The 11,981-nt window shown below is 63.1% G+C and carries 18 protein-coding genes; 11 read left to right on the plus strand and 7 right to left on the minus strand.

Annotation, left to right across the window (positions count from 1 at the left end; genetic code table 11):
• The first annotated feature begins 52 nt into the window (after nt 1-52).
• From BG842_RS13045 to BG842_RS13085, 9 genes are all read left to right on the plus strand, one after another.
• Nucleotides 53-679 (plus strand): GvpL/GvpF family gas vesicle protein, encoded by a 627-nt coding sequence (locus tag BG842_RS13045; RefSeq protein ID WP_069451066.1) that lies wholly within the window; start codon nt 53-55, stop codon nt 677-679.
• The gene (gvpG, locus tag BG842_RS13050; RefSeq protein WP_069451067.1) at nt 676-930 is read left to right on the plus strand and encodes a gas vesicle protein GvpG; all 255 of its coding nucleotides are present in this window, start codon (nt 676-678) and stop codon (nt 928-930) included. The genes BG842_RS13045 and gvpG overlap by 4 nt, the downstream gene beginning before the upstream one ends.
• Nucleotides 930-1,352, plus strand: a complete 423-nt coding sequence (gvpH, locus tag BG842_RS13055) for a gas vesicle protein GvpH (RefSeq protein ID WP_069451068.1) — start codon at nt 930-932, stop codon at nt 1,350-1,352. The genes gvpG and gvpH overlap by 1 nt, the downstream gene beginning before the upstream one ends.
• The gene (locus BG842_RS13060) at nt 1,345-2,097 is read left to right on the plus strand and encodes a hypothetical protein (RefSeq protein WP_069451069.1); all 753 of its coding nucleotides are present in this window, start codon (nt 1,345-1,347) and stop codon (nt 2,095-2,097) included. The genes gvpH and BG842_RS13060 overlap by 8 nt, the downstream gene beginning before the upstream one ends.
• Nucleotides 2,090-2,527 (plus strand): gas vesicle protein GvpJ, encoded by a 438-nt coding sequence (gene gvpJ, locus BG842_RS32670; protein WP_069451070.1) that lies wholly within the window; start codon nt 2,090-2,092, stop codon nt 2,525-2,527. The genes BG842_RS13060 and gvpJ overlap by 8 nt, the downstream gene beginning before the upstream one ends.
• Nucleotides 2,514-2,831 carry a gas vesicle protein K gene (locus BG842_RS13070; protein ID WP_069451071.1) on the plus strand — a complete coding sequence of 106 codons (318 nt, stop codon included), beginning with the start codon at nt 2,514-2,516 and terminating at the stop codon, nt 2,829-2,831. Before gvpJ ends, BG842_RS13070 begins: the two co-directional genes overlap by 14 nt.
• On the plus strand, nt 2,824-3,624 hold the full coding sequence (gene gvpL / locus BG842_RS13075; RefSeq protein WP_069451072.1) for a gas vesicle protein GvpL: 801 nt from the start codon (nt 2,824-2,826) through the stop codon (nt 3,622-3,624). Before BG842_RS13070 ends, gvpL begins: the two co-directional genes overlap by 8 nt.
• Nucleotides 3,621-3,869, plus strand: coding sequence for a gas vesicle protein GvpM (gene gvpM / locus BG842_RS13080; protein ID WP_069451073.1), 249 nt, complete (start codon nt 3,621-3,623; stop codon nt 3,867-3,869). Before gvpL ends, gvpM begins: the two co-directional genes overlap by 4 nt.
• Before the next feature lie 67 nt (nt 3,870-3,936).
• The gene (locus tag BG842_RS13085; protein WP_007982686.1) at nt 3,937-4,173 is read left to right on the plus strand and encodes a hypothetical protein; all 237 of its coding nucleotides are present in this window, start codon (nt 3,937-3,939) and stop codon (nt 4,171-4,173) included.
• 17 nt (nt 4,174-4,190) lie between these two features.
• Here the strand turns inward: BG842_RS13085 and BG842_RS13090 are convergent, their stop codons facing one another.
• From BG842_RS13090 to BG842_RS13115, 6 genes are all read right to left on the minus strand, one after another.
• Nucleotides 4,191-5,288: an AI-2E family transporter gene (locus tag BG842_RS13090; protein WP_069451074.1), complete on the minus strand. Its 1,098-nt coding sequence runs from the start codon at nt 5,286-5,288 to the stop codon at nt 4,191-4,193.
• A gap of 89 nt (nt 5,289-5,377) precedes the next feature.
• The gene (locus BG842_RS13095; RefSeq protein WP_007982691.1) at nt 5,378-6,103 is read right to left on the minus strand and encodes a ribosome assembly factor SBDS; all 726 of its coding nucleotides are present in this window, start codon (nt 6,101-6,103) and stop codon (nt 5,378-5,380) included.
• Nucleotides 6,104-6,157: 54 nt separating this feature from the next.
• Nucleotides 6,158-6,916 carry an archaeal proteasome endopeptidase complex subunit alpha gene (gene psmA, locus BG842_RS13100; RefSeq protein WP_069451075.1) on the minus strand — a complete coding sequence of 253 codons (759 nt, stop codon included), beginning with the start codon at nt 6,914-6,916 and terminating at the stop codon, nt 6,158-6,160.
• 4 nt (nt 6,917-6,920) lie between these two features.
• Nucleotides 6,921-7,400: an Rpp14/Pop5 family protein gene (locus BG842_RS13105; protein WP_069451076.1), complete on the minus strand. Its 480-nt coding sequence runs from the start codon at nt 7,398-7,400 to the stop codon at nt 6,921-6,923.
• An 89-nt stretch (nt 7,401-7,489) separates the two neighbouring features.
• Nucleotides 7,490-8,095: a class I SAM-dependent methyltransferase gene (locus tag BG842_RS13110; protein WP_069451077.1), complete on the minus strand. Its 606-nt coding sequence runs from the start codon at nt 8,093-8,095 to the stop codon at nt 7,490-7,492.
• Nucleotides 8,079-8,783 carry an RNase P subunit p30 family protein gene (locus BG842_RS13115; protein ID WP_069451078.1) on the minus strand — a complete coding sequence of 235 codons (705 nt, stop codon included), beginning with the start codon at nt 8,781-8,783 and terminating at the stop codon, nt 8,079-8,081. Before BG842_RS13115 ends, BG842_RS13110 begins: the two co-directional genes overlap by 17 nt.
• Before the next feature lie 167 nt (nt 8,784-8,950).
• On the opposite strand from BG842_RS13115, the gene BG842_RS13120 reads away from it, so the two are divergent.
• Together BG842_RS13120 and BG842_RS13125 are read left to right on the plus strand one after the other, a co-directional pair.
• Complete coding sequence (locus tag BG842_RS13120) at nt 8,951-10,021, plus strand: phytoene/squalene synthase family protein (RefSeq protein ID WP_069451079.1); 1,071 nt, start codon at nt 8,951-8,953, stop codon at nt 10,019-10,021.
• 221 nt (nt 10,022-10,242) lie between these two features.
• The gene (locus BG842_RS13125) at nt 10,243-11,088 is read left to right on the plus strand and encodes a hypothetical protein (protein ID WP_069451080.1); all 846 of its coding nucleotides are present in this window, start codon (nt 10,243-10,245) and stop codon (nt 11,086-11,088) included.
• A gap of 30 nt (nt 11,089-11,118) precedes the next feature.
• Here BG842_RS13125 and BG842_RS13130 read toward each other — a convergent pair whose 3' ends face one another.
• Nucleotides 11,119-11,976 (minus strand): 3-hydroxyacyl-CoA dehydrogenase family protein, encoded by an 858-nt coding sequence (locus BG842_RS13130; RefSeq protein WP_069451081.1) that lies wholly within the window; start codon nt 11,974-11,976, stop codon nt 11,119-11,121.
• Nucleotides 11,977-11,981 lie beyond the last annotated feature (5 nt).

Genomic DNA, 11,981 nt, shown 5'->3' on the forward strand with positions numbered 1-11,981 from the left:
TAACGCACATCACGTCGGTTTCCAGTCGTAGGAGCACCGTCTCCATGAAACGATGAGTTCGAACCGATACGTCTACGGGGTTATCGAGAAGAACGATTTCGAGTTCGACACGGACACGGTAGGTGACACGGACGAGGTGTACACGGTAACGTACCGGTCGCTTTCCGCCGTCGTCTCGGATATCGACACGACAGACCCCGAACGAACCGACGAGGATAGCAAGACACACGACGAGGTACTTCGGGACGTCCTCGAACGTGACGACGTGGACGCCGTGGTGCCGATGCAGTTCGGCATGGCGTTCAAGGACAACCGAACCCTGAAGAGCGTCCTCAGAGGCGCACGCCGCGCGTTCAGGAAGGCGCTCAACGAGGTCGACGGACACGTCGAACTCGGCGTCAAACTCGTGGCCGGGGAGGACGACGAGTTGCCGCGCGACGAGATTCGGGAGGACGTGAGCGAACGACTCGCGGCCGTCGCCGAGAGCGAGACGGAGGACGACCTGTTCAGCGACCGCCTCGTCCTCAACCGGTCGTACCTCGTGGCGACTGAGGACCGCGAGGCGTTCGCGGCGAAAGTGGGGGAGATACGCGACGAGTACGACGAGTTGACCGTCCAGTTTACGGGACCGTGGGCACCGTACAACTTCGTGGACATCCACGTCGGAGCCCAGCGATGATCATCGTCGACGACCTGCTGTTCAAACCGCTGGTGTCGATGGTGGACGTGCTTCACTCGCTGGCGGTGGACGAGATGTACGACGTCGCGGGCATTCAGGACGAACTCAAGGAGACGCACCTGCTGTACGAACTCGGCGAGTTGTCGGACGAGGAGTACGAAGAGCGGAAAGCGACCCTCGAAACACGACTCGACGTCGCGGAGACGGCCCACGAACGGCTGCGAAACGGGAAAGTCGAGGTGAAACGATAATGGAACTCATCGAACGGCTGGTCAGACTGGCCAACGAACTCTCGGACGACGACACGACACGCGCACACACTGGCGGCCGTGACACGCCACGGGGGAGAATCAACTACGGAATTTCCGTCGGCTCCATCGAATCGGGTGCCCCTCGAAAGCAACGGAGCCAGTCCAGACAGCGGCAACAGAAATACCTGACGAACACTCGGGAGGAGGACGGCGAACTCGTCGTCACAATCGACCTCCCCGGCGTTTCGAAGGACGACCTCGGGGTCTCGTTCGACGCGGAGACGGGTACCGTGGAGGTCCGCGAGGGCGAACGACCGATAAAACGACTCGCCCTCGACTGGGAAGCCGCGCGAGTCACGAACGCATCGTACAACAACTACATCCTCGAACTGCGCATCGGTCGGGGGCTGCCCGATGGATAGCGACCGAATCGACGCGTTCACCGAGGACGTGCGGTCGGGATTCGACGGGCTGACGGCGGCGTTCGAGGCGGCCGACTCGTTCGAGGACGTCTCGCGCGAAGCGCAAAAACTCTGGGACGTACTGGACGAGGGCGAGGACGTGCTCGACGAACTCGACCTCACCGACGCTCCCGAGGTCGTCGAACTGTCCGAACTCCCGGACGTCATCGAGTTGGAGGACACCCCGGACGCCGTCGACGAGGGCGACCCGGGGGAACTCGTCGACGTTCGAAGCCTGATACGCGCCGTCGAGTTCCGCGAACTGTGGTCGTCCACCGACGTCCGAAGTCTGTGGAACGAGAGCGACGAGTTCACCGACGCGCTCGAAGACGTCGGGGTCGGCGATTCGGACGGGGACGACGACGGTGACGGCATGATGGACGGGGACCTCAAAAGCGAGGTGCAGTCCGAACTGTACGAGTCGAAACTACGGAACCAGTTGCAAGAGAGCGTAGACGAGTTCCGCGAGCAGCTCATGGACACCCGAAACGACCTGCAGGAGGTCAAGGAGGAGAACGAGTCGATGGGCGGCGCGGGACAGCCGTCGTCCAATAACCCGTCCGCGTACTCCACGATGGCGGGGTCACGGTCGGACATGGGTGGCGTCGCGCGCTACTCGACGGTACCGAAGAGCGGGTGGCACTCGTCCGGCGGCGGGTCGAAACGAATCTACGGCGACCGATTCGAGGAGGAAGACGATGGGTGAAACCGGTCCCACCCGAAGCCAGTCCGACCTCGCGGAGATGTTGGAACTCCTCCTCGACAAGGGCGTCGTCATCAATGCCGACATCGTGGTGACGGTGGGCGAGACGGAACTGCTCGGCGTGAAACTCCGGGCCGCTATCGCGTCGTTCGAGACGGCCGCGCAGTACGGCCTCGAATTCCCGGAGGGCACCGACATGAAGCGCGTCGAGGAGGCAGCGAACGTCGAGGAACTGCCCGAGTCGGAAACCGTGACCGTCGGCGTCGACCCCGACGACGAGTACGAGGAGTCGGAAGCCGACGCCGAGTCGAACGAGGGAGGCGAAGAGGAGGCGGAAGCGGACGAGAGAAGCGAAGAAGAGGCGGAATCGAAGGTGGAACAAGACGCCGACGAAGAGTCCCAGACGGCGGAGGCGGAGCATGACGGCGATTGAAGTGGACGGCGACGACGCCGGAAAGGGACTCGTCGCGCTCGTCATCACCGTCGTGGAACTTCTCGTCGAGGCCATGGAGCGCGAGGCGGTCCGGCGGATGGAACAGGACGACCTCTCGCCGGAAGAAATCGAGCGACTCGGAGCGCAGTTGGCGGCCATCGAGGACGAACTGGAGCGATTGAAAGAATCCGAAGGCATCGAAGAAGGGGTAGACAACCTCCACGGCGACTTGGACGACCTGATTTCGGACGCGCTGGTCGATATGGCGAACCGCGAACCTGGTCTGGAGGGATTCGGTGGCTGAACCGACCTTCGAGGAGGGGCGGTACCTCTACTGCGTCGTGGAGAGCGCCGACGAAGGGGCCGTTGACGACATCGAGTTTTCGGAAGCCGGAATCGAGGGCGACCCCGTTTCCGTCGTCGAACACGGCGATTTGGGGGCGGTCGTCCAGCCCTGTGATTCGCCGTTCGACTCGGACGACCTCGGGACGGTTCGGGAGTGGCTGCTAACCCACCAGTCGGTCGTGGACGCCGCAGGGGAGGCGTTCGGCACCCCGCTCCCGTTCCGCTTCGACACGATTCTCAAGGGCGACGACGACGCTGTGTCGGCGTGGCTCGCGGACCAGTCCGAGACGCTCGCGTCCCATCTGGACGAGTTAGCGGGCCATTGGGAGTACCGCGTCGGCGTCGCGTGGGACGACGACCGAGTTCGAGACGAACTCGAATTGAACGACGCGGAGTTGACCGACTTGCGCGAGCGAATCGACGACGCGACCGAGGGAACGGCATTCCTGCTCGAAAAGCAGTACGACAACCGCCTCCGCGACCTCCGACAGGCGCGGAAGGACGACCTGACGAATCGACTTCGGGACGACCTCGACCCGCTCGTCTCGGCGTTCGAGACGATGGATTCGACGGGGGACGTGCTCGGGTCGGAGACGAACGAGGAAGTCGTGCAGGTCGCCTTCTTGGCTCACGAGGAGAACGAGGACGAAATCGGGCGCGTGCTGGACGACGTGGCGTCGGAACCGGGCGTCGAAATCAGGTTCACGGGGCCGTGGCCGCCCTACTCGTTCGCACCGGAGTTGGACGCATGAAGCCGACGAAGGACGACCACGCCGTCGTGGATCTGCTCGACGTGATACTCAGAGACGGCGTTATTTTGCAAGCGGACGTCATCATCACGGTCGCCGACATTCCGCTCGTCGGCCTGAGTCTCCGGGCCGCCCTCGCGGGCATGTCCACGATGACCGACTACGGCTACTTCGAGGAGTGGGACGCCGCCCAGCGACAACTCGCCCGTGCACCGGACGAGCATCCGTTGCTCCCCGGTGAGAACTGATTCTCATAAGCCCCCTGAATGAGCAGCCACGATTGGTACCAGCAAAAGCGACGAGTGTACGAACGCGATGGTAACAGAGATAACCGACGACGACGAGGGGAAGAAAGTGGTGGACGAATCGGGCGATGAGGTTGGTATCGTCGCCGACGTACAGCACGGCACCGCCCACGTCGACCCCAACCCGGGCGTCACCGACAAGGTGAAATCGAAACTCGGGTGGGGCGACCGGGACGAGGACACCTACCCGCTGCAGGAGGAAATGGTGTCGTCCGTCACCGACGACGAGATTCGAGTGAACGCGTAGTTCGCTCTTCGACGAGGTTACTTTTCTTCCGGCGGATTCGACCCGATGGAGAGCGACGAGGACGGCGTGATTCGCCGCCCGTGCATCAAGTCGCCGAACACTATGTCGGCGAACTGCACGACGAACACCAACACCAGCGGCCCGAGGAAGATGCCGTACCAGCCGAAGAGGACGCCGCCGAGGATGTACGCGAACATCACCAGTCCCGTGTGGGTCGTCCGACCCGAGATGTAAGGCCGGACGACCGTCTGTGGCAGGAGGTCCAACAGCAGCAACGAGAGGACGAAAAAGACCGCCGGAAACCAGAGAAGACGGGTGTTCACTCGAAGCGCCTGCCAGCCGAAGTAGGGCGTGAGCGGGACGTACACCAGCTTTCCGACGACGATGGGGACGAACGTCGCCAGACCCGTCAACAAGGCGAACACGGTGGGGATGGGAAACGACACCGCACCGGGAGCGATGGCGGCAAACCCGTTGTAGAGGACCGTCGCCGCCACGCCGACGAGCAGGACGGTGAGGACGTTCCCGAAGTACACGATGGCGAGGTCCTCGTCCACCGCCGTGAAATAGGCGACGACGGCGCTGTCCTCGCCCATCTCGCCGCGGAACCACGCTGCCAGTCGGTCGTCGTCGCGGAGCGCGAAGAAGGCGAACGAGATGGAGAGAAATAGCGTGAGCAGGCTTCGAGAGATGATGCCGACCGATTTCGCCGCGGTCGTGAAATCGCTCCAAGCGGTTCCGAGGTCGGACCCGACGAGTCGTTCCGGATGCGAGAGCACCCCCGGAACGTCGGTCGAACCGGGAATCAACCGCGAGTAGTAGGTTTCGATGCCCGTCCCGGTAAACGCGCTGAGTTCCCGGACGCCGACGGCGACCGTGTAGCCGACGAGGAACAGCGCCGGGAGGGAGAGCAGAAACAGCGTGGCCGCCGCCGCGAGCGTTTCGGATTCGAGTCGCGTCGTTACCCGTCGGTAGACCGGGCGCGACCCGTAGTAGACGAACAACCCGAGGACGAGCGTGCCGACGAAGGCGTAGGCGACGAACGCGAGCGCCAGCGCCAACGCGATTGCGAGCAGCCACCAGCCCAGCCGCGACCGCCGTTCTGGAACCTCCATCGTCCCGAATACACGACGACTCCGCAAAAGACTGTGTTCGCCGAGTCGCCCGCGCTATCGAAAAACGAAACCGGCCGTAGTGCGACGAGTTAGCGCGTCTGAAGGTCGTCTTCGTCCTTGACGATGCGCGTTTCCGCCTCGCCGCTCGTGTGTTCGTTCACGAGGTCGTAGAACTCGTTTTGCATCCCGGCGGGGAACGTCATCACGCCGACCCACGACCCGTCGTTCTGCCACTCCTCGCGCTCCAAATCGCCGAACTGGCGGATTCGGGCCTGTGCGCTCCCGGCGTAGTTCGCGGGCACCTGCACCGCGATGGTCACCTCGTCGAACCGAATCGGGATGACCGGACGGAGCGCGTCGAGCGCGTCGTCTACCTGCTGGTCGACGGGTTCCATCGGGTCCACCGAGAAGCCGGCCTGCTCTAGCGCGTTCTCGATGCGCTCCGGCGGGTGGGGTGCGTTGTCCATCTGCGGGTTGACCGCGTTGCGCGTGATGCGGTTGACCAGTTGTTTGTGCTTCTGTTCCTGCATCTCCCTGCGCTGCTCGGCCGTGATCTGAATCTCACCGCGTTCGACCACTTCGGGGATGATTTCGAGCGGGTCTGTCGTCTCGAAGACGGTCTCCAAATCCTCCTCGGCCGGTCGGTCCCCTCGGCTCGCGTTCTCGAACACGTCCTCGGCGGCGATGACGTCCTCGATGTCGCCGTCGAAGTCGCCGCGTTTCATGGCGAGCGCCGCATCCGGGTCTACGAGCACTTCGAAGCGAGCACCGTGCGATTCCAGACGCGCCGTCACCGCCTCGTCGAGTGATATCATACCCGAAGGTAAACGCGCCCACCTAAAAGATGTTTCCCGAGAAAAACGTCGAAATTACTCTTCCGGCTCGTCTTCGTCCTCGGATTCGAGGAGGTTGAGTTCGTCGAGGTAGCTCTCGACTTCATCGTCGTCGAGCATTCGGAAGCGTTCGCTTTCGACATCGACGGTGGCAAGGCCGACGCCATCCGCTGAGAGTTGGTCGTCGTTGACCGTTCCGAGGCCGCTCAGGGCGAGGTCGATGCCGCCGTCGAGGTCCATGCCCTCGCTGTAGTTCGATTCGAGGTAGTCCTGAATCTCGCCGCGGTCCGCGCCGACGGCGAGCGCTTTCCACTCGTACGGCGTCCCGGACGGGTCGGTCTCGTAGAGGCGCGGTTCGCCGTTCTCGATACCGCCGATGATGAGCGCGACGCCGAACGGTCGCGCGCCGCCGACCTGCGTGTACTGCTGGATGTGGTCGGTGACTTCCTTCGTCAGCGTCTCGACGCCGATGGGTTCGCCGTAGCGCAGTCGGTTGATCTGGGACTGGCGACGCGCGAAGTCGATGAGCTGGCGGGCGTCGGCGACGTGGCCCGCGCTGGCGATACCGATGTGGTCGTCCGCTTTGTGGAGCTTTTCGACGCTGGTCTGCTCCATGAGCGGCGACCGCGTGTGTTTGTCCACCGCGAGGACGACGCCGCCCTCGGTTCGGACACCGATGCTGGCGCTCCCTCGTTTGACGGCCTCCCGTGCGTATTCGACTTGGTAGAGACGGCCGTCCGGGGAGAAGATCGTAATCCCGCGGTCGTACGCCTGCTGTTGGGCTTGTCCCTGCATAGTATCACTCGAAATCGAGTTCCGTCGCGCCTACGAACGAGTCATCGACCTGAATGTCGAGCGCGCCATCCCGTGTGATGGCGGGTCGGGTTTCGTCCGCGAACACGACGCTTCTCTCGCCCGAAACTTCCCTTTGGCGACCTAAATACTTTTCTTCACAACCTCGGACCGTCCCGCTTATACCGCGGACGAACACGCCGACGGAATCGCCGTGCACGTCGTCGATGCAGGCCAGCACCGCCCGGGCCTCGTCCGTGTGCCCCCGACGAACCCGAACCAGCGCCTCACCGTCTCCGTCCTCAAAATCGAAGGAGAACACCGTCAGGTCCGAATCCGCGCTTCCGGCGTCGCCGAGGAGGTTCTGCGCGGCGAACCAGATGCTCCGCTGGAACGACCGGCGGTCGATGTCCGCGTCGGGCCACGCTTCGAGTCCGACCGCGAGATACCGCCAGTGGGGCCGGATGTGCTTCGGGAGGTGTTTCATTCGAGGTTCTGACGGACGTTGGGCGGCGGTGGATTTGAATGGCCTGCTCTCGCGTCGGGAAGTAAGAGTCGAGTCCGGTTCCGGAGACCTCAGGTGCGTTCGGCGACCAGCACGCCGACCTGTTCGTGCACCCGCTCGACGGCGGTCAGGGAGAATCCATTGTCGGTCAGCACATCGGCCAGATGCCCGACGGTCGAGGGGTCGTCCACTTCGGGGCTGTAGAACGGTTCCTCGGGGTCGGGGAGGCCGAAGAACATCACGTCGCCGAGGACGAACTTTCTCGGGCCGAGTTCCGCGATGGCCTCGATTGCTTCGCGCTTCTCTTCGTCGGAGAGGTGGTGCATGGCAAAGTTGGAGACGACGATATCGACCTCGCCGTCCACGTTCGGGTCCCGGAACCGTCCCTCGCCGAACTCGACGTTCTCGATGCCGTTTTCCTCGGCCTTCGTTCGCGCCTCGTCCAGCATCCCCTCGCTGATGTCGCGGCCGATGACGCGCTCTGCGCCCGGAGCGAGGGCGAGGGCGATTGCACCCGTGCCGGTCCCCAAATCGAGGACGGTATCGTCCGCTCCGGGGTCCGCGTGGTCCACGACGAGCGAGACGCAGGCGCGGTACTCCTCGCTATCCTGTGAATCGTCGTAGTCGCCCGCGATGTCGGAAAATCGGTTCGCGTGTTCCTCAATCGTCTTCTTCATACCGGCCACGTTTCACGCTGGGGGCAATGAAATCGTCGGAGCGAATCGTCCGGTTTCGCTCGGCGAGGCGACCCCACTCCCGGAGCCCGTCCTCGATTTGTTCGGGGGAGAAGCCGACCACTTCCCCGAGGGCTTTCAGTTCGCGGGGACCGCGGAGGTGGAGGTGCGAGGTGGGGTCGCCGCTGACGACGAACGGCGCGTCGTATTTGACGACCAGTTCGCGGAGTTTGCGGAGGTCCTGTATCGCCTGCACCCGCGGCCCGCCGTCGGCGCGGAGGATGCGCGACAGATTGAACTCCACTCGAACGCCGTGCTCGGCGGCGGCCTTCGCCAGCACGTGGTTGAAATCGCCGCGGCCGCGCATCGGGTGGGCCAGCACGTCGATGCGCTCTTCCTCGACGGCGAAGCGGTTGAGTTTGTTCGTCCCACCGTGGAGCAGGAGTATCGTCGTCTTCGGGCGGAAGTTGCCGACGTGACCGCTGGCCTGCGACGGGTCGTCGGCACGGATTTCGAGGCCGTCAACGACGTCCACGTCGTAGGCGTCGCTGACCCGCTCGGCGTCGAATTCGGCTCGGAAGTCGCCGTGGTTGCGGACGACGATGCCGTCGAACCCGTAGTCGGCGGCCGTGGCGGCGAAGCGTGCGACGGTACCCTCCCCATCCGGGACGGCGTGGACGCCCTCGTACATTCTCGTGTTCGGGTCCGCGGCGGCGAGACTTGGCGCTTGCGACTCGGACCGCGAACCCGGACCCTCGTCTTGAGTCGGAACTGATTAGCCGTTCCAGTGACACCGGAGAGGTAAGCCCAAGGGGTTTTAGCGTCTCAACCCGAAAGGCCGGAAGGTTCAGTAACAGAATGGACAGCCACCCACCGACCTCCGCGACCGCCGACACGCCCTCCGAGGCAAACCTTGAGTGGTGCCACCAGGCCGTTCAAGGCGTCTCCCGGACGTTTGCCATCACCATCGACCTCCTCGATGCGCCGATGGCCGATGCCATCTGTGTCGGATATCTCCTCTGTCGTGTCGCCGATACCATCGAGGACGCGGGCCACATTCCGCCCGCCGAACAGACGCGTCTGCTCTACCAGTACGACGCCGTCCTCGACCCGACCGATTCGACGACGATAGACGAGTTCCGCGAGGACGTGGACGAGTGGATACCGGACGACGACGGCGACGACGCCGACTGGTCGGTGGTCGCACACGCGCCACGAATCGTGGCGACGTTCGACGCGTGTTCCCCGTCCGTCCGGAACGCTGTTCGACCGCCCGTTCGGGAACTCGTCGGCGGGATGGCGATGTTCGTCGAACGCCACGCCGACGAGGGCGGCCTTCGAATCGAGACGCGCGCGGAACTGGAGGAGTACTGCTACTACGTCGCCGGAACCGTCGGCGAACTCATCACGAACCTCGTCTGCCGGGACGCGGATTCGGCGCAAGCGAACCGCCTCCGCGAAACGTCGGAGTCGTTCGCCCTCCTCCTGCAACTCGTCAACGTCACCAAGGACGTGTACGTCGATTACCAAGACGAGAACAACGTCTACCTGCCGGAGACGTGGCTCGAAGACGCCGACGTTCCGCAGGACGACCTCTGTGACCCCGAGCACAGCGACGACGTTGCCGCCGTCGTCGAACGAACCGCCGACCACGCTCACAGTTTCACCGACGACGCTCAGACGTATCTGGAGAGCATGCCGCGCGAACGGGGCAACCGTCTCGTCGCGTGGACGATTCCGTACCTCCTCGCGGTCGGCACGCTCCGCGAAGTACGAAAGCGCCCGGAGGACGCGCTTCGCCGTGCGGGAATCAAGGTCTCGCGCGAGGAAGTACACGCTCTCATCAGCTCGCTCTCGGGCGGCGTCGAACGCGACGCTCTCGGCGACTTGCGCCGAACGATTTCCGAGCGGCCGTTCCACCTGTCCTGATTTTCGGCCGTCCATCGGCATCAGTTCGCCTCCGGTACGAGTAATCACAAGACGGGAAATTATATCATAAAAACTACATCTCCAGACCGGTTTATCTGGTTTTATGTTGTATTTTTGTGTTCGAAATAAATGATAGGCTGCCCCCCTCCCCGAACCGAACGAATCGACTCCCAAACGACTTCCGCACGGTCGAAATCGACCCGAACGGCAGGTGAACGCTGATGCGGTCCCGGATTCCCGTCCTCCTCACGGTCTGTCTCGTGCTCGCCGCCATCAGCGGGTGTGTCGGCCAAGCGCCGAGCAACGGTGCCGGTGCGAGGTCGCCGACGAAAACGACCGAAGCGACCCAAACCGCGTCGTTCAGCGACGCCAAAGCCCACGAAGTCGTGGACGACATCCGCGCGAAACAGCGGAACATCAGCACGTACCACGCCGTCGAAGTGGAAAAGCGCACGTATCACCTTTCGAACGGAAGCACGTACTCCCGGACGCGGAAGATAGACACCATGAAGAAGTACGTCGATGGGGCGATGCTCCAGCGACGGGAGTACTTCTCGCCGCGTTCGAGAACGGTCATCAAGAACGAGACGAGTTTCATCACGTACGACAGAGCCAACGACACGTACCGCGTGAGTAATCGACGTAGCGGCGGCCCGAACCACTACTTCATCAGCGGTATCTACGAGGCGCGAAACGAGTTTGAGGCCGCCTTCGAGGACGACTCGCTTTCGTACCGCGGTACGACGACCGTCCTCGGTCACGAAGTGTACGTCATCGAGTTCGACAATCCCAAAGACCCGAAGAACGCCTCGTGGTACACGTCGAAGTTCTGGATAGACACCGAATCGGGCGCGCTCGTCAAGAGCAAGACCGACTACCCGATACCGTTCGAGAGGACGCTCGCCGAACTCAAAAACGGACGGCCATCTAAGGGAACCACGTCGGACGACGGGGCAGTCATCAAAAACGCGACGGTCGTCTTCACCTACGAGAACCTCTCCGTGAACGAGGACCTGCCAGAAGGAACGTTCGAACCGCCGGAGAACGCCACCAGAAACGGTCGGTAGGGGTTTCAGGCCCTCATTTTCCGTCGCCGTTCAGTACTCGTAGAAGCCCTTCCCCGTCTTCTTGCCGAGATCGCCCGCGTCCACTTTGCGCTTCAGCAGGTAGGCGGGTTTGTATCGGTCGCCGAGTTCCTCGAAGAGAGTCTGGCTGGCGTCGAGACAGATGTCGAGTCCGATGTGGTCGGCGAGTGTGAGCGGACCCATCGGGACGTTCGTTCCGAGCGTCATTCCCTTGTCGATGTCCTCCTTGTCGGCGACGCCCTCGTCGTAGGCGCGGATGCCCTCGTTGATCCACGGCATGAGGATGCGGTTGGTGACGAAGCCGGGTTTGTCGTCGGACTCCCACGTCTCCTTGCCGAGTTCCTCCGCGAGGTCGTGGGCGAGCGTCACCACGTCGTCGTCCGTCTTCTCGCCGACGACGAGTTCGACGCCCTTCATGATGGGAACGGGGTTCATGAAGTGCAAACCGACGATTTGCTCCTCGCGGTCGGTCACGCTGGCGATGGTCGTGATGGAGAGCGTGCTGGTGTTCGTGGCGAGCACGACCTCTTCGGGGAGCACCTCGTCCAACTCCGCGAAGATGTCCTGTTTGATGTCCATGTTCTCGACGGCGGCCTCGACGACGAAATCACAGTCCGCGAGGTCGTCGAGTTCGGTCGTGCCCGTGATTCGGTCGAGTACCTCGTCGGCCTCCTCCTGACTCATCTTCTCCTTTCCGACGAATCTGTCGAGACTCCCTTCGATGGTGTCGAACCCGTTTTCCACGAACTCCGCTTTGATGTCGCGCATAACCACGTCGAACCCGTTCGCGGCGGCGACTTGCGCGATGCCGCTGCCCATGGTACCTGCGCCAACTACGCCGATGCTGTCGATATCGGAAAGCGTCCGCATGGTGG

It is taken from the genome of Haladaptatus sp. W1 (assembly GCF_001723155.1).
Lineage (GTDB): Archaea > Halobacteriota > Halobacteria > Halobacteriales > Haladaptataceae > Haladaptatus > Haladaptatus paucihalophilus.

Bases quoted from the DNA above. Each gene is read 5' to 3' on its own strand.
- BG842_RS13130 (WP_069451081.1), bottom strand. From the start codon at position 11,976: ATGCGGACGCTTTCCGATATCGACAGCATCGGCGTAGTTGGCGCAGGT.
- gvpH (WP_069451068.1), top strand. From the start codon at position 930: ATGGAACTCATCGAACGGCTGGTCAGACTGGCCAACGAACTCTCGGAC.
- BG842_RS13105 (WP_069451076.1), bottom strand. From the start codon at position 7,400: ATGAAACACCTCCCGAAGCACATCCGGCCCCACTGGCGGTATCTCGCG.
- BG842_RS13090 (WP_069451074.1), bottom strand. From the start codon at position 5,288: ATGGAGGTTCCAGAACGGCGGTCGCGGCTGGGCTGGTGGCTGCTCGCA.
- BG842_RS13060 (WP_069451069.1), top strand. From the start codon at position 1,345: ATGGATAGCGACCGAATCGACGCGTTCACCGAGGACGTGCGGTCGGGA.
- BG842_RS13125 (WP_069451080.1), top strand. From the start codon at position 10,243: ATGCGGTCCCGGATTCCCGTCCTCCTCACGGTCTGTCTCGTGCTCGCC.
- gvpG (WP_069451067.1), top strand. From the start codon at position 676: ATGATCATCGTCGACGACCTGCTGTTCAAACCGCTGGTGTCGATGGTG.
- BG842_RS13115 (WP_069451078.1), bottom strand. From the start codon at position 8,783: ATGTACGAGGGCGTCCACGCCGTCCCGGATGGGGAGGGTACCGTCGCA.
- BG842_RS13070 (WP_069451071.1), top strand. From the start codon at position 2,514: ATGACGGCGATTGAAGTGGACGGCGACGACGCCGGAAAGGGACTCGTC.
- BG842_RS13110 (WP_069451077.1), bottom strand. From the start codon at position 8,095: ATGAAGAAGACGATTGAGGAACACGCGAACCGATTTTCCGACATCGCG.
- BG842_RS13085 (WP_007982686.1), top strand. From the start codon at position 3,937: ATGGTAACAGAGATAACCGACGACGACGAGGGGAAGAAAGTGGTGGAC.
- gvpM (WP_069451073.1), top strand. From the start codon at position 3,621: ATGAAGCCGACGAAGGACGACCACGCCGTCGTGGATCTGCTCGACGTG.
- BG842_RS13095 (WP_007982691.1), bottom strand. From the start codon at position 6,103: ATGATATCACTCGACGAGGCGGTGACGGCGCGTCTGGAATCGCACGGT.
- BG842_RS13120 (WP_069451079.1), top strand. From the start codon at position 8,951: ATGGACAGCCACCCACCGACCTCCGCGACCGCCGACACGCCCTCCGAG.
- psmA (WP_069451075.1), bottom strand. From the start codon at position 6,916: ATGCAGGGACAAGCCCAACAGCAGGCGTACGACCGCGGGATTACGATC.
- BG842_RS13045 (WP_069451066.1), top strand. From the start codon at position 53: ATGAGTTCGAACCGATACGTCTACGGGGTTATCGAGAAGAACGATTTC.
- gvpJ (WP_069451070.1), top strand. From the start codon at position 2,090: ATGGGTGAAACCGGTCCCACCCGAAGCCAGTCCGACCTCGCGGAGATG.